Origin of the sequence: Microbacterium soli (assembly GCF_039539005.1) — a bacterium.
Taxonomy (GTDB): Bacteria; Actinomycetota; Actinomycetes; order Actinomycetales; family Microbacteriaceae; genus Microbacterium; species Microbacterium soli.
Genome location: NZ_BAABCP010000001.1, coordinates 1,719,056 through 1,739,800, shown reverse-complemented (window position 1 = coordinate 1,739,800; position 20,745 = coordinate 1,719,056). Strand labels below are relative to the sequence as shown.

Below are 20,745 nucleotides of genomic sequence, written 5' to 3'. Positions count from 1 at the left end.
CACCGTCGTCATTCGAAGGAGACGCCGACGAACCGTTCGTCCGAGGCGGTGACGGCGTGCACGTCACCGGTCAGTACGACAGTCGCCCGCTCGGTGGCGGAGCCGGGAAGGATCTGCTCGGTCCGGGTGCGCTCGTTGGAGATCGCCCCGCCGGTGGTCTGCTCCAGTCCCGTGGCGGCGCCGGCGGCGCCGGAGTGCGATGCCGCCCACACCTCCACGTCCCCCGGCTCGACCACGCGCACCATCCGGCGATCGCTGAACGCGAAGCGCGCGGCGGGGACGTCGAAGCGCACACGGCGCTGCTGCCCCGCTTCCAGTTCGACGCGCGCGTATCCCAGCAGCTGCGCCACGGGTCGCGTGACGCTCGCGACCGGATCGCGGCCGTAGAGCTGCACGACGTCGACGGCCGTCCGATCACCCGTGTTGCGCACGAGGACGGATGCCGTGAAGCGCCCGTCGGTCGTCGTCGTGCCGCTGACCTCGATGTCCTCGTACGCGAACGTCGAGTACGACAGCCCGAAGCCGAACGGCCGCAGCGGGGTCGGATCCGTGGAGGTGACGTCGGAGGGGCCGCCCAGCACGGGGTGCAGGTAGCTGTACGGCTGCGCCCCGGCCGACCGGGGCAGGCTCACCGGCAGGCGCCCCGAGGGGTTCGCCGCCCCGGTGATGACCTCCGCGATCGCGGTGCCGCCGGCCTCTCCGGGGAAGAACGCCTGCAGCACGGCCGCCGGCGCGGAGACGCCGTCCAGCGCCCAGTCGATGGCGTAGGGTCGGCCGGTGACGAGCACCATGACGACGGGGGTTCCCGTGGACACCAGGCTCTCGACGAGCTCGCGCTGCACGCCGGGCAGGTCGAGGGACTCCACGTCGTTGCCCTCGCCGACCGTGCCGCGCCCGAACAGCCCGGCCTGATCCCCGACGACGACGATCGCGACGTCGGCGTTCGACGCGGCGGCGGCCGCGGCGGCGAAGCCCGAACGGTCATCCCCCTCCACGTCGCATCCGGCGACGTGGACGATCTCGGCATCCGGTCGCGCCTGTGCCATCGCCTCGCGCACCGTCGGGATCTCGAACCCGAGCTCGTGGCCCGGGTGGTGGGCCAGCACGTGGTTGGCGAACGAGTAGCACCCCTGCAGCGCCGCCGACCGGTCGGCGTTCGGGCCGATGACGGCGATGCGGGTCGCCGTGCCCGCCAGCGGGAGCACGCCGTCGTTGGAGAGCAGCACGAGGGACTCGGCGGCCAGTCTCCGGGCGACGTCGCGATGCTCCGGGGTGTCGAGGTCGATGTGCGCGGGCGGCGCGTCCTCGAACGCGTCGGCCTCGAGCAGCCCCAGCTGCTCCTTCTGCGCGAGCACGCGCAGCACTGCGCGGTCGATGTACCCCTCGTCGAGGGACCCGGAGCGCACACGCTCCACGAGCGGCGCGAGGTAGGCGTCCCCGGAGGGCAGCTCCACGTCGATCCCGGCCTTCAGCGCCCGCTCGGCGGCCTCCCCGCGGTCCGCCGCCACCTGGTGCATGACCTCGAGGAAGGCGACGGCGAAGTAGTCGGCGACGACCACACCGTCGAAACCCAGGTCGCCGCGCAGCACGCCCGTGAGCAGCTCGGGATCGGAGGCGACGGGGACGCCGTCGATCTCCGCGTAGCTGTTCATCACGCTGCGCACTCCGCCGTCGCGGATCGCCATCTCGAACGGCGGCAGGAACACGTCCGCGACCTCACGCGGGCCCGCGGAGACCGGGGCGTGGTTGCGCCCGGCGCGCGAGGCCGAGTAGCCGAGGAAGTGCTTGAGCGTGGCGTGCACGCCCTCCGACTGCAGACCCCGCACGTAGGCCGTGCCGACCGTGCCGACCAGGTACGGGTCCTCGCCGATGCACTCGTCGACGCGACCCCAACGGGGGTCGCGCACGACGTCGAGCACGGGCGCGAGACCCTGGTGGATGCCCAGCTGTCGCATGGAGCCGCCGATCAGCGCCCCCATCCGGGCGACGAGCTCGGGGTCGAAGGACGCCCCCCACGCCAGCGGCGTGGGGAAGGTCGCGGCCTTCCACGCGGCGAGCCCGGTCAGGCACTCCTCGTGCACGAGCGCCGGGATCCCCAGCCTCGTCTCGCGCTGGAGTCGGCGCTGCTCGGCCCACAGCCACTCCGCGCGCTCGGCGGGGTCGACGGGGCGCGTGCCGTACACGCGGGTGTAGTGCCCGATGCCGTCGCGGGTGATCTCGGCCAGGGCGCCGGATGCCTGTGACGCGCCCATCTCGTTCTGCATGGGCGCCACCACCTCGCCGCCCCTGTCGAGCCAATAGCCGACGAGCTGCGCGGCCTTCTCCTCCAGCGTCATCTCCGCCAGCAGGGCGCTGACGCGCTCGGAGACGATGGGGAGCGCCGGAATCCCGGCATCCGTGGAAACGGTCGCTGTGGGTGCTTCGTGGGTCATTCTCAGCCTTTCACCGCTCCGGTCAGTCCACCCACGATGCGACGCTCGAACAGGCTGAAGAAGATCAGCGCGGGGAGCATCGACAGCGAGGTGTATGCGAGCACTCGTGCGGTGTCGACCGAGTACTGCGAGGCGAAGTCCTGCACACCCAGCGGCAGGGTGAACAGCGCCTGGTCGTTGAGGATGAACAGCGGCAGCATGTAGCCGTTCCACGCGCCGACGAAGGCGAGGATGCCGACCGTGATGACGCCGGGCAGGCTCAGCGGGATGACCATGCGCCAGAAGAAGCCCAGTCGCGAGGCGCCGTCGATCGACGCCGCCTCCTCGAGCTCCTTCGGGATGGCCCGCAGGAACGGAACGAGGATGATGATCGTCATCGGCAGGGCGAACGCGATCTGCGGCAGGATGATGCCGGCCAGCGAGTTCACCAGTCCGAGGTTGCGGACGAGGATGTACAGCGGCGTGATGGCGACGGTCACGGGGAACATCAGCCCCGCCGCGAACAGCGAGTACATCACGCCGCGGCCGCCGAAGTCGTACCGTGCGATGACGTAGCCGGCCATGACCCCGAGGATGACCGCACCGGCCGTGGTGGCCACCGCGGAGATCGTGGAGTTCAGCATCGCGACCCAGAACTCCGAGCTCATCAGCACGTCGCCGTAGTTGCTGAGCTGCCACGGCGCGGGGAACCCGGAAGGGTCGAGGGTGATCTGCGAGTTGGTGCGGAATCCGCCGATGATCACGTACAGCACCGGCGTGATGCAGACGGTGACCAGCACGAGGGCGGCGAGGTAGACCGCGGGGCTGCCCCATTTCACTCCGGAATCGCGCACGCGGCGGCGGCGCCCCTGGGGGGTGATCGCCCGGATGGCGATCTTCGTGTTCAGCGTCTCGGCGCTCACTTGCGCCTCCTTCCGCCATCGCCTGTCAGCGCGCCGTCGGTGTCGCGGCGCAGCACGAAGCGCTGATAGAACAGCGCGACGATCAGCGTGATGATGAACAGCATCACGGCCACGGCGTTGCCGTATCCGTAGCTGCCGGCCAGGTGGCCGTTCTGGTACATGTAGGTCGCCATCGTCGAGGTGCCCGCCGTCGCGGCGATGTACTGGCCCCAGATGATGTTGACGAGGTCGAAGAGCTGCAACGATCCGATGATCGACAGGAACGCCCAGATCCTGATGGTCGGCCCCAGCAGCGGGACGGTGATGGTCCACTGGATCTTCCAGAAGCCGGCGCCGTCGATGGCGGCGGCCTCGTAGAGCTCCTCGGGGATGGACTGCATCCCGGCCAGCATGAGGATGACGGCGAAGCCGAGGTACTTCCACGTGATGATGATCATCAGGGACGTCATCGCGATGGCCGGGTCGGCGATCCAGGACTGCTGGAGGGCGCCCAGACCCCATTTCTCCAGCAGGGAGTTCAGTGCACCGGAGTCCTGCAGCATCAGGCTCCAGCCGACGCCGACGATCACCTCGGAGATGACATAGGGGACGAAGATCAGGATGCGGATGATCGAGCGCCCGTGGATCTTCTGATTCATCAGCAGCGCGAAGAGGATGGCGATCGGCCCCTGCAGGACCAGCGACAGCACGACGATGATCCCGTTGTGCCACACCGCCTCGCGGAATGTCTCGTCCTGCCACATGAGGATGTAGTTGTCGAGTCCGACGAACTCGGTGGGCCAGCCGAAGCCGTTCCACTTGAAGAAGCCGTAGAAGGCGGCCATCACCACGGGGAAGATGACGAAGCCGACGAACATGATCAGTGCGGGGCCCGAGAGGAGCGCGATCTCGCCGCGCTTGCGCCAATCGGCCCGCGGCGACCGCCGCACCGGGGCGGGCTGCGCGCCCGTCCCGGTGACGGCGCCCCTCTCAGGCACCGACGTGCTCTGCAGTGCCTGGGTGTGCATCAGATGGTCAGCCCCTCGCCTGGGCCGCGGTGACGGTCTCGACGAGCTTCTCGGGGCTGCCCTGGCCGGCGAGCATCTCGACGACGCTGGTGTTCAGCGCGTTTCCGACGTTCTGGCCGAGGGCGGTGTCGAGCCACAGCGCCACGTACGGCGCCTTCTGGTAGGCCTCCATCAGCGGCATCAGTGACGGATCGGTGACCGCGCCCGTGGCCTCCTGCGAGGCGGGGATGGTCTGGAAGGCGACCGCGTACTTCTCCTGCCACTCCTTCGACGAGACGAAGTTCAGGAAGTCCTCGCACGCGGTCGGCGAGTCCTTGGCGCACGCGTAGCCGTCGACGCCGCCCATCATGGCGCCGTCAGCACCGGCGCCGTCAGCCAGGTCGGGGAACGGGAACCAGCCCAGGTCGGGCAGCGGCTTCTCGTCGGGGGTCAGGCTGGCGATCACGCCCACGTCCCAGGCGCCCATGAGCTCCATGGCGGCCTTGTGGTTGGCGATGAGGCCGGCGGAGGAGTTGGCGCCCTCCTGCGGGTCGGTGGTCAGGAAGCCCTTGGCGAAGGGTTCGGTGGCGGCGAACTTCTCGAAGTTCTCCGCGGCCTCCAGCCAGCACGGGTCGGAGAAGTCGGGGTCGGTGGCGAGGTTCTCGATCAGCTCCTGCCCGCAGGCGCGCAGCGAGAAGAAGTAGTACCAGTGCGCGGCCGGCCATGCCGCCTTCGCGCCGAGCGCGATGGGCTCGATGCCGGCGGCCTTGAGCTTGGTGACGGCGTCGCTGAGCTCATCGAGGGTGGTGGGCTCGGAGGTGATCCCGGCCTGCTCGAACAGGTCCTTGCTGTAGAAGAATCCGCCGGGGAGCACGGCGGAGGGCATCCCGTAGATCTTGCCGTCGACGGTGAAGGCGCTGAACGGCGCCTCTCCGAACGCGCTCTTCACGTCCGGGTCGATGAGGTCCGTGAGGTCCTTGACCTTGTCGGCGCTGACGATGTCGGCGAGCTTGCCGCCCCCACGTGCCATGAAGATGTCGGGCATGTCACCGGAGTTCACCGCGGTCTGCAGCTTGCCGTCCATGTCCTCGTTCTGGATCGACGTCACCTCGATCGTGATATCGGGGTTCTCCTCGTGGAACGCGGCGGCCGCGTCGTCCCAGTAAGCCTTGCCGGGGCCCGTGGTGGAGTTGTGCCACATCGTGAGCGTGGTCTTGCCGTCTGCGCTCGGCTCATCCGCACCGCCGGAACAGGCGGTGAGCCCGAGCATTCCCAGGGTCGCGGCGGCCACGCCGACGGCGACCAAAGCCTTTCGGATCTTCATGCTGCGTCTCCTCTTCGAGTTTTCAGCGGGTCGACCGCATTTGTTGCCGACTCCACCCAATGTGCTTTCGGCCCACTCTGACAGGTCGAGGCCGATGTGTCAATCGTTATCGATAACGTTTTCTAACAGTAGAGTGAACGCATGACGCGTCGCATCACCATTCACGATGTCGCTCAGGCCGCCGGCGTCTCCGTCGCCACCGTGTCCAAGGCGATCAACGGGCGCGACGGCGTCGCGCCATCGACCATGAGCCACGTGATGCGCGTGGTGGACGAGCTGGGATACGAGAGCTCACTGGTGGCGACCTCGATGCGGCGGCAGCGCACCGGGGTGATCGGAGTGCTGGTCGCGGAGTTCGAGCCCTTCGCACTGCAGCTGCTCCAGGGCGTCTCCACAGCGCTGCAGGGCACGGAGTACGACGTGCTCGCCTACGCCGGGAGCATCTCCGCCGGCGACCACAGGGGCTGGGAGCGTCGGTCGCTGTCCCGCCTGGGCGGGACGCTCATCGACGGCGCCATCGTCGTCACCCCGACCTCCACTCCCCCCGCGGCCTCGGTGCCGATCGTCGCCATCGACCCGCACGAGGGTCCGGAATGGCCGTCGACGGTGAGCGTCATCAACACCGACGGCGCTCGGGCGGCCACCGAGCACCTCATCTCCCTCGGTCATACCCGCATCGGCCATCTGCGCGGACGCACCGACCTCATCTCCGCCCGGCAGCGCGAGGAGGGGTATCGCAGCGCGCTGGCCGCGGCGGGCCTCCCGTTCGACGCCGCCCTGGTCGCCGACGGCGGCTACCGGACGGCGGACTCCACGGCCGGAGCCCACGCGCTGCTGGCGCTCGCCGACCCGCCGACGGCGGTGTTCGCCGCCAACGACCTGTCGGCGCTGGAGATGATGCGTGTCGCCGGCGAGCGGGGGCTGCGCGTCCCCGACGACCTCTCGGTCATCGGCTTCGACGACATCCCCGAGGCCGCCTCGCACGTGCCGCAGCTCTCCACTGTGCGCCAGCCGCTGACCGAGATGGGAGCGGCCGCCGTGCGAGTGCTGCTGTCCATGCTGGCGGGGGGCGGGCGGGAGGACGTCCGGATGCCGGCGGAGCTGCGCGCTCGCCGGTCGACGGCGGCGCCGTCGCGCTGATCGAAGAATGCCCGCTCAGGGCATTGCATCCGTCGCCTCATCTTGATATGTTCTGACCTACAACATTTCAACGACGTCGCTGAAGGCGGATCATCATGGCACTCACTCCCACCAAGGCCGACCGGTTCTCGTTCGGCCTCTGGACCATCGGATACAACGGCACCGACCCGTTCGGCGGACCGACCCGGCCGCAGCTCGACGTCGTGCACGCCGTCGAGAAGCTCGCGGAGCTCGGGGCGTACGGTCTCACCTTCCACGACGACGACCTGTTCGCGTTCGGCTCGACGGACGCCGAGCGGCAGAAGCAGATCGACCGACTCAAGGGCGCCCTGGCCGACACCGGCCTGGTCGTGCCGATGGTCACCACCAACCTCTTCAGCGCGCCCGTGTTCAAGGACGGCGGCTTCACCTCCAACGACCGCCAGGTGCGTCGCTACGCCCTGCGCAAGGTGCTGCGCCAGCTGGAGCTCGGCGTCGAGCTGGGTGCGAAGACGTTCGTCATGTGGGGCGGGCGCGAGGGCGCCGAGTACGACTCCGCCAAGGACATCCAGGCGGCCCTGGAGCGCTACCGCGAGGCCGTGAACCTGCTCGGCGAGTACGTCACCGACAAGGGGTACGACATCCGCTTCGCGATCGAGCCGAAGCCCAACGAGCCCCGCGGCGACATCCTGCTGCCCACGGTCGGCCACGCGCTGGCGTTCATCGACTCCCTGGAGCGCCCCGAGCTGGTGGGCCTGAACCCCGAGGTCGGCCACGAGCAGATGGCGGGGCTCAACTTCGCCGCCGGCATCGCCCAGGCGCTGTATCACGGCAAGCTGTTCCACATCGACCTCAACGGCCAGCGCGGCATCAAGTACGACCAGGACCTCGTGTTCGGCCACGGCGACCTGCACAACGCGTTCGCGCTCGTCGACCTGCTCGAGCACGGCGGCCCCCAGGGCGGACCGGCCTACGACGGCCCCCGCCACTTCGACTACAAGCCCAGCCGCACCGAGGACGAGAACGGCGTCTGGGACTCCGCGAGCGCGAACATGCGCACCTACCTGCTCCTCAAGGAGCGCGCTGCCGCGTTCCGCGCCGACCCCGAGGTGCAGGAAGCACTGGCAGCGGCCAAGGTCGCCGAGCTCCGCGAGCCCACGCTCGGCGAGGGCGAGACGTACGACGCACTTCTCGCCGACCGCAGCGCGTACGAGGACTTCGACGCCTCCGCGTACTTCGGCGGCAGGGGCTTCGGGTTCGTGCGCCTGCAGCAGCTGGCCACCGAGCACCTGCTGGGCGCGCGCTGAGCCGCACCCTTCCCGTACGCCGAGACCCCGCCCCGCACAGGGACGGGGTCTCGGCCGCACAACCTCCGTGCATGACCGCACGGCGCAGATGAGAGGATGCCGCACATGGCACTGGTGATGGGCGTCGACTCGTCGACGCAGTCCTGCAAGGTCGTGATCACGGACGCCGACACCGGCGCCGTCGTGAGGACCGGTCGCGCGTCGCACCCCGACGGCACCTCCGTCGACCCGCAGGCGTGGTGGGCGGCGCTGCAGTCGGCGATCACGGATGCCGGTGGCATGGCCGATGTGCGGGCCTGGTCGATCGGCGGGCAGCAGCACGGCATGGTCGCGCTGGACGCCTCGGGCGCCGTCATCCGCGATGCCCTGCTGTGGAACGACACCCGCTCCGCAGGGGCGGCGACGGACCTCATCGCGGAGTTCGGCGCGGCCGAGCTCGCGCGGCGCACGGGGCTCGTACCGGTGGCGTCGTTCACGATCACGAAGCTGCGCTGGCTGCGCGACGCCGAGCCGGAGCACGCCGCGCGCGTCGCCGCCGTCGCCCTCCCGCACGACTGGCTGACCTGGCGGCTGCGCGGGTTCGGCCCCGAGCGCCCCGACCTCGAGGAGCTGGTGACCGACCGGTCGGATGCCAGCGGGACCGGCTACTGGAACCCGGAGACCGGGGAATACGACCGCGAGCTGCTCTCCGCGGCGCTCGGACACGACGCCGTGCTGCCGCGTGTGCTGGACCCCGCCGAGTCGGTGACGGATGCCGACGGCAGGCTCGTGGCTCCCGGTGCCGGCGACAACGCGGGCGCCGCGCTGGGCGTCGGCGCGGCCGTCGGCGACGCGGTCGTGTCGATCGGCACGAGCGGCACCGTCTTCGCCGTCAGCGAGCGGGCCGTGCACGATGAGACCGGGACGGTCGCGGGCTTCGCCGACGCCTCGGGGCGCTTCCTCCCGCTGGTCGCGACCCTCAACGCGGCGCGCGTGCTCGACGCCATCGCGCGCCTGCTGGGCGTGGACCACGACGGCCTCTCGCAGCTGGCGCTCACGGCATCCGCCGGCGCCGACGGCCTCACGCTGCAGCCGTACTTCGAGGGAGAGCGCACCCCGAACCTGCCCGACGCCACCGCCACGCTGTCCGGCATGACGCTGGCCTCCACCACCCGCGAGAACCTCGCGCGTGCGGCCGTGGAGGGGATGCTGTCGGGCCTCGGCGCGGGACTGGATGCCCTGCGGGAGCAGGGCGTCCCACTGCGACGCGCCCTGCTGATCGGCGGTGGCGCGCAGTCGCAGGCCGTGCGTGAGATCGCGCCGCTCGTGCTCGGCATCCCCGTCGAGGTCCCCGCCCCCGCCGAGTACGTCGCCCTCGGTGCGGCCCGCCAGGCCGCATCCGTCCTCCCTCCGCGCTGACTCCCCTGCCCGCCCTGCGCTCCCCCGGCACGCGTCCCGTCGAGAAACCATATTCCGCCTGAGACGCACGCGCTCAGGCGTGATGTCTCACACGGAATGTGGTTTCTCAGCGGCTGAGCCGGATAGCCGCGGGTGCAGGTGCATGGCGTCTCGAGTCGATGGGCAGCAGGCCGATGCCCAGAACGCTGTCGCGTCGGGCAAAGACGGCATCCGGAACGAACGCCCACAGGCGCGGTGCCAGGTCTCCGGTCGCTGTCGGCCTCAACCACCGTGTACGGTCCACTGAGGCGCCGCACGCGAGGCAGAACCATAGTTGCGCGTTTCGCGCAATGGTATTAGCTTGAAATCCGCAAGTAATTCACAACACGTGTCCGCCCCCGGACGCCCCGCCCACTCACCTCCGCCCCGATTCGACCTCGACGTCAGGAGTCACCATGCGCGTACTCGCCATCGCCGATGATCTGACCGGCGCGGCAGAGACTGCAGCCGCACTGCGCGAAACGGTCACCAATGTCACGCTTCTGCTCGACGCCGATCTCACCGAGGAGCCGGACGAGGACACGTCAGTCGGATCGCATGCGGTCAGCGCATCCAGCGCCGTCGTGCTCGACCTCGACACGCGCAGCGCGGAACCGGCGGCGATCGCTCCGAGAGTCCGCCGAGCCACGCTCGGGACTCCGCATGATCTTCTCTTCATCAAGGTCGACTCGCTGCTGCGGGGGAGGATCGACCTGGTTCTGTCCGCACTTCCCACGCAGGGAGTCGTGCTCTGCCCGGCATCCCCACGCCTTCGCCGCACAGTGGAAGGATCCGTCGTGACGGTGGCCGGGCGACCCCTGTCGGAGACTGATGCCTGGCGGCACGAACGCACGGATGCCCCGCGCACGGTCGCGGATGCGATCGGGGACCGGCTCTGGTCACCTCTGGATCTGACGGTGGTCCGCGACCCGCAGAGCATCCGTTCATCGATCACGACCGCGGTCCGCTCCGGTCGGACCGTCCTCTGCGATGCCGTCGACGAGAACGACCTCGTGCGGATCGCCGCCGCGGCGCTGTCGGTCCTCCCACGGCCGGCCCTGGCGGGTTCGGCGTCCTTGGCCCGTGCTGTGGGAATGAGCATCGCGACGGGTGCACCCGCGTCGGACCACGCCATCCGCGGCCCCGAGCACGTGTCCCGGCTTCCCTCCGACGCGGAGAGGCCCGCTCTGATCATCGTCGGCAGCGCGGAGCCGATCGCGCAGGCACAGCTCGCGGCACTCTCCGATGGGATCCCGGTCATCCGTGCGAGCGCGCAGGATCTGGCGCACCCGGAGAGGACGGCCAAGACCGTTCGGGCGGCCCTGGCCGGCGGAATCGCGGCCGTGTCCGCGGTCGTCGAGGACGGCACATCTCTCGTGAGCGCCCAGCTCGCACGAGTCACCGCCGCACTCGCGGGAGACGACCCGGACCTCTCCTTGATCCTCATCGGCGGTGAGACGGCCCGGAGGGCACTCGACGCCATGAGTGTGTCACACGTCGACGTCCTTGGAAGCGTGCATCGACGCACCGGTGAGGTCGAGCCCGGTGCGGTGCGCATGCGCACGCCCGGCGGACGGCTGATCATCACTCGGCCCGGCAGCTACGGACGCGAGGACAGCCTGACCGTCCTGGTCGACGACTTGACGGCACGCGCCGTCTCGAAGGGAAATCACGCATGAACAGACCACTTATCGCCGTGACCATGGGCGATCCCGCCGGCGTCGGCCCGGAGATCGTCGCCGCCGCCCTGGCCGACCCTCAGATCGTGGCGGATTCCCGCGCGATCGTCATCGGGGACGCCGAGCGCCTCCGCCAGGGAGCGGCCGTGCAGGGCATCGACGTGCAGGTCGCGCCGGTGGACGGAGTCGAGGACGCCGTCTTCGAACCCGGCAGGATCAACGTGATCGATCTCGGGCAGGTCCCCTCCGACCTGCCGTGGGGCGAGCTGTCCGCCGCAGCGGGAGAAGCCGCGTACCAGTACATCGTTCGTGCATGCGAACTGGCCCGCCGGGGGGAAGTGCAGGCGATCTGCACGGCGCCTCTCAACAAGGAGGCGCTGCACCTGGCGGGACACCCGTACCCCGGCCACACGGAGCTGCTCGCCGAGCTGCTGGACACCGCGGAGGTGTCGATGATGCTCGCCACGCCGACCCTGCGCGTCATCCACGTCACCACGCACATCGGTCTGGTCGACGCCATCGCCGCGATCGAACCCGGAATCGTGGAGCGGACCATCCGTCGCGGTCACCAGGCTCTCGTCGCGGCCGGCAATCCTCGCCCGCGGATCGGAGTCGCCGCGATCAACCCGCACGCAGGCGAGGGCGGGCTCTTCGGCAACGGCGAGGAGGAGCTCAAGATCCTCCCCGGGGTCCGGGCCGCGCAGCGGGACGGCATCGACGCGCACGGCCCACTCCCCGCCGACACGCTGTTCTTCCTCGCAGGCCGAGGCGACTACGATCTGGTCGTCGCCATGTACCACGACCAGGGCCATGGACCGATCAAGGTCCTCGGGATCGAAGCCGGCGTCAACATCACGGTGGGCCTGCCCGTACCGCGCACGTCCGTGGATCACGGTACGGCGTTCGACATCGCCGGGACGGGCAGAGTCGATTCGCGCAGCATGATCGAAGCGGTGCGCCAGGCGATCGAAGTCGCCCCTCGACCCGAACATGAGACAAGATAGCGGCATGAAGATGCGGGCTTCGGATGTTCGTCGGAACGAGATCGTCGAGCTCGTCCGCGCCGAGGGCACCACCCGGGTCGAGGACCTGGTGAGGCGCTTCGGCGTGACCGAATCGACGATACGTCGTGACCTCGCCCGGCTGACGAGCGAGGATCGCATCACGAGGACGTTCGGCGGGGTCATGCCGGCGACGAGACACATCGAGGCGTCCCTGCAGCAGCGTCTCGGCGAGGGGCACGAGGCGAAGGCCGCGATCGGAAGATGGGCGGCGGGACGCATCGGCGCGGGCGAGGTGGCCCTGCTGGATTCCGGTTCGACCGTCAGCGCGGTCGCCGAAGCACTGATCGCCGCCCGCGATGTCACGGTGTGCACGGCGAGTCTGGCCGTGCTGAACATCCTGTCGAACTCCGCAGGCGTCGACCTCATCAACCTCGGCGGGCGGCTGCGTCCGCTGAGCCAGGGATTCATCGGCCCTCTCACCGAAGCCGCGGTGGAGCGGATGAGCTGCGACCGGCTCTTCCTCGGCACGGACGGCGTCTCCGCCCGGGGCGCGATCTGCGAGGCCGACCTCGGACAGATCCGGCTCAAAGAGCTCATGGTCCGCCGTGCGAGGCATGTGTACGTGCTCGCCCACGGCCCCAAGATCGGGGCGAGTCCGTTCAACGCCTGGCTTCCGCTGCCGAAGCCGTGGACGCTGGTCACCGATGCCTCAGCACCACGCGACGTCCTCGACGCGCTGCGGGCGGACGGCGTCGAGATCGTCGTCGTCGACGCGTCCGCCACCGGCTGAGACGTCTCAGAGCCCCTGGGCGAGGCGGTAGTACGCCTGATTCCAGCGCACCTGCTTCTGGAACTCCGGCAGGGTCGTCGACTCGTCGATGACCAGCAGCTCCAGCTGCGCCATCTCGGCGAAGTCGCGGAACGCCTCGATGCCGACGGCCGTGGACATCACCGTGTGGTGCGCGGCGCCGGCGGTCAGCCACGCCGCCGCGCTCGTGGTGAAGTCGGGCGCCGGCTTCCAGACCGCACGGCCCACGGGCAGCTTGGGCAGCGCCGCACGCGGCTCGACGTTCTCGACGACGTTGGCGGTGAGGCGGAAGCGATCGCGCATGTCGCTGAGCGCGACGACGACGGCGGGGCCGGGATCGGCCGTGAAGACCAGACGCACCGGGTCCTCCCTGCCGCCGATGCCCAGCGGGTGCACCTCGAGGCTCGGCTTCGCCGTGGTCAGCGAGGGCGAGACCTCCAGCATGTGCGCGCCGAGGATCAGCTCATCGCCCGGGGTCATGTCGTAGGTGTAGTCCTCCATGAGGCTCGCACCTCCCGGCAGGCCCGCGCCCATGACGTTCGCGATGCGCACGAGCACGGCGGTCTTCCAGTCGCCCTCCGCGCCGAAGCCGTAGCCCTCCGCCATGAGGCGCTGCACGGCCAGACCCGGCAGCTGCGTGAGCGCGCCGAGATCCTCGAACGACGTCGTGAACGCGCCGAACCCGCCGGACTCCAGGAACGAGCGCAGCCCGACCTCGATGGCCGCGCCGTCGCGCAGCGACTGGTGCCGCTCTCCCCCGCGCCGCAGCTCGGGGACGACGTCGTAGAGCTCCTCGTACTCGGCCACGAGCGCGTCGACCTCGGCGGAGGACGCCGCGGCCACGGCATCCGCCAGGTCGTTGACCCCCCACGTGTTCACCTGCACGCCCAGGCGCAGTTCGGCCTCGGTCTTGTCCCCCTCGGTGACGGCGACGAAGCGCATGTTGTCGCCGAAGCGGGCGAGCCTGAGCGAGCGCGAGGCCGCCAGGCCCGCCGCCGCGCGCTGCCAGGTGCCCAACTCCGCCCGCACCCGCGGGTCGGAGGCGTGGCCGACGATGGTCTTGCGCGGGACGCCCAGCCGGGTCTGGATGTACCCGAACTCGCGGTCGCCGTGCGCGGCCTGGTTGAGGTTCATGAAGTCGAAGTCGATGTCGGCCCAGGGCAGCTCCACGTTGGCCTGCGTGTGCAGGTGCGCGAGCGGCTTCTGCAGTGCGTCCAGGCCCGCGATCCACATCTTGGCGGGGCTGAAGGTGTGCATCCAGGCGACGAGGCCGATCACACGGTCATCGGCGTTGGCCTCCAGCACGATGCGCCGGATGGCGGCGGAATCGGTGAGCACCGGCTTCCAGACGATGCGGACCGGTGTCTCGGATGCCGCGTCCAGGGCATCCGCGATGGCCCGGGACTGCTCGGCGACCTGTGCGAGCGTCTCGGGCCCGTACAGGTGCTGACTGCCGGTGAGGAACCAGACCTCGTAGCCGTCGAGCGAGGTGGTCAGAGGTGTGCGGGTCATGAGTCGTTCCTTCGTTGTCCGATGCGGGAGGAGTGCCGGGGTCAGAGGACCGAGACGGCGGCGGCCTCGACCGCCAGGCCCGCACGGTAGCGGTCCAGGTAGTCCGCGTAGCCGGCGACGTCGGCGGGGTCGGGCTCGACGACGCGGATGTCGGCATCGGCGAACACGCGCTCGGCGAGGTGGTCGACCAGACTCCGGTCCGCGCCGAGGTAGGCCGCGAGCACCGCCATCCCCCACGCGCCGCCCTCGGATGCCGTCTCGCCGACGGCCACCGGCGCGTTCAGCGCTCCGGCCAGCAGGCGCTGAGCGACACCGGCCGTGCGGAACATGCCGCCGTGCGCGAGCATCCGGTCCAGCCGGACGCCCTCCGCGCTCAGCACGCGCATGCCCAGGCTCAGCGTTCCGAACACGCCGTACAGCTGGGCGCGCATGACGTTGGCGAGGGTGAGACGGCTGTCGGGCGTGCGCACGAACAGCGGACGACCCTCCTCGAGACCCGCGATCGGCTCGCCGGCGAGATGGTTGTACGCGAGCAGGCCGCCGGCGTCGGCGTCGCCGTCCAGCGCCTCGCGGAAGAGGGTCTCGTACACGGCATCCGCGGTGCCGGGGACGCCGGATGCCTCGGCGAACCGGGCGAACAGCCCCACCCAGGCCGCCAGCTCGCTGGCCCCGTTGTTGCAGTGCACCATCGCGACGGGGTCTCCCGCCGGGGTGGTGACCAGGTCGAGCTCGGGATGCACCTCGGCGAGCGGATGCTCGAGCACGACCATCGCGAAGATGCTCGTGCCGGCGCTCACGTTCCCGGTGCGCGGTGCGACGGCGCCCGTCGCGACCATGCCGGTTCCGGCATCGCCCTCCGGCGGACACAGCGGGATGCCCGGCTGCAGCGCGCCGGACGGATCGAGCAGCGCCGCACCGTCCGCCGTCAGCTCGCCGGCGTCGGCACCGGCGACGAGCACCTCGGGCAGCAGCGCACGCAGGTCGCCGCCGACATGGGCGTCGTAGCGGTCGATGAGCTCCTGGTCGTAGTCGTGCGCGGCGGAGTCGATGGGGAACATGCCGGAGGCGTCGCCGATGCCGAGGACGCGCCGGCCGGTGAGCTTCCCGTGCACATACCCGGCGAGGGTGGTGATCGACGCCACCCGGGAGACGTGCGGCTCCGCGTCCAGCTGCGCCTGGCGCAGGTGCGCGACCGACCACCGCAGGGGGATGTTCACGCCCAGCAGCTCGGTGAGCTCCGCGGCGGCCGGGCCCGTGTTGGTGTTCCGCCAGGTGCGGAACGGCGCGAGCAGGTCACCGGCGTCGTCGAGGGCGAGGTACCCGTGCATCATCGCCGAGATGCCGATGGCGCCGAACGTCTCCGGACGCACGCCGTGCCGGTCCTCGGCGTCGGCGACGACGCCGGCATACGCCGTCTGCAGCCCCGTCCACACGGCGTCGAGGGGGTAGGTCCACAGTCGGTCCTGGAAGCTGTTCTCCCAGTCGTGGAATCCGGTGGCCAGGACCTCGTGGGTGGTCGCGTCGATCAGACAGGCTTTGATGCGCGTCGAGCCGAACTCGATGCCGAGCGCGGTGCGACCCTCGCGGATCGCGTCCTCCGGGCCGCTCATCGCCGCGCGTCCGTGCTCTGGCCGTACACGTTCTGGTACCGGTCGTACAGGCTGTCGATCGCCTCCTGCGGGATGGGGACCAGCGGGCCCGCTTCACGGGCGAGGTGGACGGTGCGCGCCACGTCCTCGACCATGACGGCGGCCTTGACCGCGTCCTTCGCATCCGCGCCGATCGTGAACGGGCCGTGGTTCTGCATGAGCACGGCCCTGGAGCGGTGGCCGCGCAGGGTGGAGACGATCCCGCGGCCGATGGAGTCGTCGCCGATGATCGCGAAGGGGCCGATCGGGATCGGTCCCCCGAACTCGTCGGCCATCGCCGTGATGACGCAGGGGATCTCCTCACCGCGCGCGGCCCACGCCACGGCGTACGTGGAGTGCGTGTGCACGACGCCCCCGACCTCGAGCATGTTCCGGTACACATAGGCGTGCGCGGCGGTGTCGCTGGAGGGGGACCGGTCGCTGCCCGAGGTCCCGGGGACGACGTTCCCGTCCAGATCGCAGAGGATCATGTTCTCCGGCGCGAGGTCGTCATAGCTCACGCCGGACGGCTTGATGACGAACAGGTCGGCGCCGGGCACCCGACCGGACACGTTCCCGCCGGTCCACACCACCAGGCCGTAGCGCACGAGCTCGCCGTGCAGGCGGGCGACGTCGGCACGGACGGCGACGATCGCGTCCTCGATCTCCGGGCTGAATGCCACCATGCGCCTTACTCCTCTGTGAAGGTGTGACCGGTCACGGTCATTGTCTCAAGAACTCTTTCACGTCGCAATCCTGCGCGGATCACGGCCGGGCGGGACCACGGATTCACGGGTGATCAGCACCGGCTGCACCGGATCCTCCTCACCGGAGGAGCTCCCTGTCAGCACCGCGACGGCGCGGCGGGCGAGCTCCTCGAAGTCCTGTCTGACGGTCGTCAGCGACGGCCACGAGTACTCCGCGTCCGGGATGTCGTCGAAGCCGACGACGCTGACGTCCTCCGGGACCGCGATCCCCAGAGACCTGAGCCCCGACATCAGCGCCAGCGCCATCTGATCATTCGCGGCGAAGACGCCCGTGACGCCGGATCCGTGCACCGCACGGGCCGCAGCGAAGCCCGCGCGCGGCGTCCAGTCACCGGGGAGCACGACGCCCTCCGGGAGGCCGCGCGCCGCCAGCTCGGCGCGGAACCCCGTCACGCGGGCCTCGGCCTCGAGCCAGTCCGCCGGTCCGGACAGGTGCGCGATCCGCTCGTGTCCGCGCTCGGCGAGCGCGGCGACGGCCATCCGTGCCCCGGCGATCTGGTCCACGGTGAACGCGGGACGGTCCCGCCCGGCGGTGTGCAGCAGGACGCGGGGGATCTCGATGTCGAGCGCCTCCAGCGCATCGAGGGTGCGGGCGTGCGGGGCGAAGACGACGAGCCCGTCGACGGCCTGGGTGCGCAGATGGTCGATGGCACGGAGCACCGAGGCCGGGTCCCCGGCATCCGCGAACGCCGTGGACACCCAGTAGCCGGCCTCGCGTGCCGACGCCTCGAGGGCGGCCAGGCTGCGCAGCGGTCCGAACTGCAGCACGTCGGAGGCCAGCACCCCGATCGTCCACGAGCGTCGCGTGCCCAGTGCCCGGGCGGCGGTGTTGACGCGGTAGTCCAGACGGCTCATCGCCGCGAGCACCTTCTCCCGGGTGGCCGGAGCGACGTCGGGATGCTCGTTGAGCACGCGGGACACGGTCTGGCGGGACACGCCGGCCAGTGCCGCGACGTCGCGGACACCGGCCGCATGCGTACGAGAACCCTCGGTATCACCCATGAGCAGGAGCCTATTGCCCCGTCTCAGGACGGCGTGCCAGGCGGACCGCCGTCATCGGGTCGCACCCGCACGACGCTTGTTGTAGATGTCGAAGGCGACGGCCAGCAGAAGCACCAGACCCTTGATGATCTGCTGCGCGGACTGCGGAACGCCCATCAGCTGCATGCCGTTGGAGATCACCGCCATGACCAGACCTCCCACCAGGGCTCCGCCGACGCGGCCGACGCCGCCCATGGTGGACGCACCGCCGATGAAGCACGCCGCGATCACGTCGAGCTCGAACATGTTCCCCATGCCCGGCTGCGCGCCGTTGGATCGCGCGGAGAACACGGCGGCGGCCACACCGGTGAGGAAACCCATGTTGGTCATGATCCAGAAGTTCGTGCTGCGCACGTTCACCCCGGACAGGCGCGCGGCGGACAGGTTCCCGCCCACGGCGTACACGTGGCGGCCGAACACGGTGCGATTGGTCACCACGTTGTAGACGAGGATCAGCACCGCCACGATGATCAGCACGATGGGGAAACCGCGGTTGTACGCCATCGCCCAGGCGAAGGCGAGGATCACGGCGGAGAGCACGACGAGCTTGATGACGAACAGCGCCATCGACTCGACCGGCTGGTTGTAGCCCAGACGGGCGCGGCGACTGCGCCAGGCCGCGGCGATCAGCCCGATCACGGCCACGACGCCGATGAGAAGCGTGAAGATGTCGACGGTCTGCGCGACGCTCTTCAGGCCCTGTCCCTGACCGACTGTGATCTCCCCGAGCACGGAGGGGATGAATCCGCTGGCGACCTCGCGGTATCCGCGGGGGAACGGCGACAGCGAGACGTTGTCGAGCACCAGCCAGGTCAGGCCGCGGAACAGCAGCATTCCGGCCAGGGTCACGATGAACGCGGGGATGCCCACGTACGCCACCCAGAACCCCTGCCAGACTCCGACGAGGATGCCGGTGATGATCGCGGCGGTGATCCCGACCCACCAGGGCATGCCCATCCGGATGACCAGCACCGCGGACACCGCGGAGGCGAAGGCGAGGACGGAACCGACGGACAGGTCGATGTGCCCGCCCACGATCATCAGGATCATCCCGAGCGCCATGATGAGGATGTGCGCGTTCTGCAGCACGAGGTTGGTCACGTTCTCGGGGTTCAGCAGCGTTCCCCCTGTCGTGATCGTGAAGATCACGACGATCGCGATGAACGCGATGTAGATGCCGGAGGTGCGCAGATTGTGCTTGATGAGGTCGGTGACCTCGGTGAAGACGTTGCTCATGCAACGGCCTCCTTCGTCTCGATCGTCATGAGGGACATGAGCTTCTCCTGCGTCGCCTGCGCGCGGGGAAGCTCGCCCGTGATGCGCCCATAGGCCAGTGTGTAGATGCGGTCGGAGAGCCCGAGCAGCTCGGGCAGCTCGCTGGAGACCACGATGATCGCCTTCCCGGCCGCCGCCAGGGCGCCGATGATCTCGTAGATCTCGTACTTCGCTCCGACGTCGATGCCTCGCGTCGGCTCATCGAGGATGAGCACGTCCGGATCGGTGTACAGCCATTTCGACAGGACGACCTTCTGCTGGTTCCCGCCGGAGAGGTTGCCCACGACCTGCGCGACGGTGGGGGACTTGATGTTCAGGTCCTGCCGGAACTGCTCGGCGACCCGGATCTCCTCATTGCCGTTGACGAAGATCGAGGCGGTGGCGAGCTTGCCCAGCGCGGAGGAGGAGATGTTCGTCTTGATGTCGCTGATGAGGTTGAGCCCGTACTGCTTGCGGTCCTCCGACACGTAGGCGATCCGGTTGCCGATCGCCTCCTTCACGGTTCGGGTGGAGATCTCCTCGCCGCGCAGGAGCACCCGTCCCCGCGCGTCCCGGCCGTAGCTGCGCCCGAAGACGCTCATCATGAACTCCGTGCGTCCGGCGCCCATGAGCCCGGCGATGCCGACGATCTCACCCGCGCGGACGGAGATCGACGCGCCGTCGACGACGACGCGGTCGGCCTGGGTCGGATGCATGACCGTCCAGTCCTCGACGCGGAAGATCTCCTCGCCGACCTCCGGGGTGCGCGGGGGGAACCGGCTGGCCAGCTCGCGGCCCACCATCCCGCGGATGATGCGCTCCTGCGTGGCATCCGGGCCGTGCATGTCGATCGTCTCGATCGTCCTGCCGTCGCGGATGATCGTCGTCGAATCCGCGATGTCGACGATCTCCCCGAGCTTGTGGCTGATGATGATGCAGGTGATGCCCTGGTCGCGCAGCTCTCGGAGCAGGCCGAGCAGGTGCGCCGAGTCGGTGTCGTTCAGCGCGGCTGTCGGCTCGTCGAGGATGAGCAGCTTGACGTCCTTGGTCAGCGCCTTGGCGATCTCCACCAGCTGCTGCTTGCCCACGCCGAGTTGGCCGACGAGAGTGGTCGGGTTCTCGCTCAGACCGATCCGCTCCATCAGCGCGGAGGCGTGGGCGTTCACCTCGTGCCAGTTGATGAGTCCGCGGCGGACGACCTCATTGCCGAGGAAGATGTTCTCTCCGATCGACAGATACGGGACCAGTGCGAGTTCCTGGTGGATGATGACGATCCCGGCCCGCTCGGAGTCCTTGATCGCGTCGAACCTCTGGCCCTCGCCGTTGAAGACGATCTCGCCGTCGTAGCTGCCGTAGGGGTACACGCCGGAGAGGACCTTCATCAGGGTCGACTTCCCGGCGCCGTTCTCGCCGCAGATGGCGTGGATCTCACCGCGCTCGACACGCAGGCTCACCTGATCGAGCACCTTCACGCCGGGGAAGTTCTTGGTGATGCTGCGCATCTCGAGGATGACGTCGGACATCTCTGCTCCTGTCATTGCAGTCCTGCGACCCGATGCGGGTGCG

At 69.7% G+C, this 20,745-nt stretch carries 16 protein-coding genes; 6 read left to right on the top strand and 10 right to left on the bottom strand.

Annotated elements, in window-relative coordinates; all coding sequences use genetic code 11:
- Positions 1 to 8: 8 nt before the first annotated feature.
- The 4 genes from ABD770_RS08105 to ABD770_RS08090 are packed head-to-tail and all read right to left on the bottom strand — an operon-like array spanning position 9 to position 5,644.
- Positions 9 to 2,432: a beta-xylosidase/alpha-l-arabinosidase gene (locus tag ABD770_RS08105; protein ID WP_344819032.1), complete on the bottom strand. Its 2,424-nt coding sequence runs from the start codon at positions 2,430 to 2,432 to the stop codon at positions 9 to 11.
- 2 nt (positions 2,433 to 2,434) lie between these two features.
- A complete protein-coding gene (locus ABD770_RS08100) occupies positions 2,435 to 3,334 on the bottom strand; it encodes a carbohydrate ABC transporter permease (protein WP_425562745.1) in 900 nt (299 codons plus the stop codon).
- Positions 3,331 to 4,341, bottom strand: a complete 1,011-nt coding sequence (locus tag ABD770_RS08095; RefSeq protein WP_344819031.1) for a carbohydrate ABC transporter permease — start codon at positions 4,339 to 4,341, stop codon at positions 3,331 to 3,333. The genes ABD770_RS08100 and ABD770_RS08095 overlap by 4 nt, the downstream gene beginning before the upstream one ends.
- Positions 4,342 to 4,348: 7 nt before the next feature.
- A complete protein-coding gene (locus ABD770_RS08090; protein WP_344819030.1) occupies positions 4,349 to 5,644 on the bottom strand; it encodes an ABC transporter substrate-binding protein in 1,296 nt (431 codons plus the stop codon).
- A gap of 141 nt (positions 5,645 to 5,785) precedes the next feature.
- On the opposite strand from ABD770_RS08090, the gene ABD770_RS08085 reads away from it, so the two are divergent.
- The 6 genes from ABD770_RS08085 (at position 5,786) to ABD770_RS08060 (ending at position 12,959) form a co-directional block, all read left to right on the top strand.
- Complete coding sequence (locus ABD770_RS08085) at positions 5,786 to 6,784, top strand: LacI family DNA-binding transcriptional regulator (protein WP_344819029.1); 999 nt, start codon at positions 5,786 to 5,788, stop codon at positions 6,782 to 6,784.
- A gap of 95 nt (positions 6,785 to 6,879) precedes the next feature.
- Positions 6,880 to 8,070 (top strand): xylose isomerase, encoded by a 1,191-nt coding sequence (gene xylA / locus ABD770_RS08080; protein ID WP_344819028.1) that lies wholly within the window; start codon positions 6,880 to 6,882, stop codon positions 8,068 to 8,070.
- 105 nt (positions 8,071 to 8,175) lie between these two features.
- Positions 8,176 to 9,468, top strand: coding sequence for a xylulokinase (xylB, locus tag ABD770_RS08075; protein ID WP_344819027.1), 1,293 nt, complete (start codon positions 8,176 to 8,178; stop codon positions 9,466 to 9,468).
- A gap of 434 nt (positions 9,469 to 9,902) precedes the next feature.
- Complete coding sequence (locus tag ABD770_RS08070; protein ID WP_344819026.1) at positions 9,903 to 11,165, top strand: four-carbon acid sugar kinase family protein; 1,263 nt, start codon at positions 9,903 to 9,905, stop codon at positions 11,163 to 11,165.
- Entirely contained in the window at positions 11,162 to 12,169 is a 1,008-nt protein-coding gene (gene pdxA, locus ABD770_RS08065) for a 4-hydroxythreonine-4-phosphate dehydrogenase PdxA (protein ID WP_344819025.1), read from the top strand. The genes ABD770_RS08070 and pdxA overlap by 4 nt, the downstream gene beginning before the upstream one ends.
- 4 nt (positions 12,170 to 12,173) lie before the next feature.
- On the top strand, positions 12,174 to 12,959 hold the full coding sequence (locus ABD770_RS08060; RefSeq protein ID WP_344819024.1) for a DeoR/GlpR family DNA-binding transcription regulator: 786 nt from the start codon (positions 12,174 to 12,176) through the stop codon (positions 12,957 to 12,959).
- Positions 12,960 to 12,965: 6 nt separating this feature from the next.
- On the opposite strand, the gene araA is transcribed toward ABD770_RS08060, so the two are convergent.
- Genes araA through mmsA form a run of 6 tightly spaced genes read right to left on the bottom strand, consistent with a single transcriptional unit; the run spans position 12,966 to position 20,702 of the window.
- Positions 12,966 to 14,489: an L-arabinose isomerase gene (gene araA / locus ABD770_RS08055; protein ID WP_344819022.1), complete on the bottom strand. Its 1,524-nt coding sequence runs from the start codon at positions 14,487 to 14,489 to the stop codon at positions 12,966 to 12,968.
- A 41-nt stretch (positions 14,490 to 14,530) separates the two neighbouring features.
- Positions 14,531 to 16,099 carry a xylulokinase gene (locus tag ABD770_RS08050; protein WP_344819021.1) on the bottom strand — a complete coding sequence of 523 codons (1,569 nt, stop codon included), beginning with the start codon at positions 16,097 to 16,099 and terminating at the stop codon, positions 14,531 to 14,533.
- A complete protein-coding gene (locus ABD770_RS08045) occupies positions 16,096 to 16,803 on the bottom strand; it encodes an L-ribulose-5-phosphate 4-epimerase (RefSeq protein ID WP_344819020.1) in 708 nt (235 codons plus the stop codon). The genes ABD770_RS08050 and ABD770_RS08045 overlap by 4 nt, the downstream gene beginning before the upstream one ends.
- Positions 16,804 to 16,860: 57 nt before the next feature.
- The gene (locus tag ABD770_RS08040; RefSeq protein ID WP_344819019.1) at positions 16,861 to 17,886 is read right to left on the bottom strand and encodes a LacI family DNA-binding transcriptional regulator; all 1,026 of its coding nucleotides are present in this window, start codon (positions 17,884 to 17,886) and stop codon (positions 16,861 to 16,863) included.
- Between the two features lie 51 nt (positions 17,887 to 17,937).
- Complete coding sequence (mmsB, locus tag ABD770_RS08035) at positions 17,938 to 19,161, bottom strand: multiple monosaccharide ABC transporter permease (RefSeq protein WP_344819018.1); 1,224 nt, start codon at positions 19,159 to 19,161, stop codon at positions 17,938 to 17,940.
- Positions 19,158 to 20,702, bottom strand: a complete 1,545-nt coding sequence (mmsA, locus tag ABD770_RS08030) for a multiple monosaccharide ABC transporter ATP-binding protein (protein ID WP_344819016.1) — start codon at positions 20,700 to 20,702, stop codon at positions 19,158 to 19,160. Before mmsA ends, mmsB begins: the two co-directional genes overlap by 4 nt.
- Between the last annotated feature and the right edge of the window lie 43 nt (positions 20,703 to 20,745).

What these genes read in the sequence shown, in the direction of transcription:
- xylB (WP_344819027.1), top strand. Translation starts at nt 8,176, where the DNA reads ATGGCACTGGTGATGGGCGTCGACTCGTCGACGCAGTCCTGCAAGGTC.
- ABD770_RS08095 (WP_344819031.1), bottom strand. Translation starts at nt 4,341, where the DNA reads ATGCACACCCAGGCACTGCAGAGCACGTCGGTGCCTGAGAGGGGCGCC.
- ABD770_RS08070 (WP_344819026.1), top strand. Translation starts at nt 9,903, where the DNA reads ATGCGCGTACTCGCCATCGCCGATGATCTGACCGGCGCGGCAGAGACT.
- pdxA (WP_344819025.1), top strand. Translation starts at nt 11,162, where the DNA reads ATGAACAGACCACTTATCGCCGTGACCATGGGCGATCCCGCCGGCGTC.
- ABD770_RS08090 (WP_344819030.1), bottom strand. Translation starts at nt 5,644, where the DNA reads ATGAAGATCCGAAAGGCTTTGGTCGCCGTCGGCGTGGCCGCCGCGACC.
- araA (WP_344819022.1), bottom strand. Translation starts at nt 14,489, where the DNA reads ATGACCCGCACACCTCTGACCACCTCGCTCGACGGCTACGAGGTCTGG.
- xylA (WP_344819028.1), top strand. Translation starts at nt 6,880, where the DNA reads ATGGCACTCACTCCCACCAAGGCCGACCGGTTCTCGTTCGGCCTCTGG.
- ABD770_RS08045 (WP_344819020.1), bottom strand. Translation starts at nt 16,803, where the DNA reads ATGGTGGCATTCAGCCCGGAGATCGAGGACGCGATCGTCGCCGTCCGT.
- ABD770_RS08040 (WP_344819019.1), bottom strand. Translation starts at nt 17,886, where the DNA reads ATGGGTGATACCGAGGGTTCTCGTACGCATGCGGCCGGTGTCCGCGAC.
- ABD770_RS08085 (WP_344819029.1), top strand. Translation starts at nt 5,786, where the DNA reads ATGACGCGTCGCATCACCATTCACGATGTCGCTCAGGCCGCCGGCGTC.
- mmsB (WP_344819018.1), bottom strand. Translation starts at nt 19,161, where the DNA reads ATGAGCAACGTCTTCACCGAGGTCACCGACCTCATCAAGCACAATCTG.
- ABD770_RS08060 (WP_344819024.1), top strand. Translation starts at nt 12,174, where the DNA reads ATGAAGATGCGGGCTTCGGATGTTCGTCGGAACGAGATCGTCGAGCTC.
- mmsA (WP_344819016.1), bottom strand. Translation starts at nt 20,702, where the DNA reads ATGTCCGACGTCATCCTCGAGATGCGCAGCATCACCAAGAACTTCCCC.
- ABD770_RS08105 (WP_344819032.1), bottom strand. Translation starts at nt 2,432, where the DNA reads ATGACCCACGAAGCACCCACAGCGACCGTTTCCACGGATGCCGGGATT.
- ABD770_RS08050 (WP_344819021.1), bottom strand. Translation starts at nt 16,099, where the DNA reads ATGAGCGGCCCGGAGGACGCGATCCGCGAGGGTCGCACCGCGCTCGGC.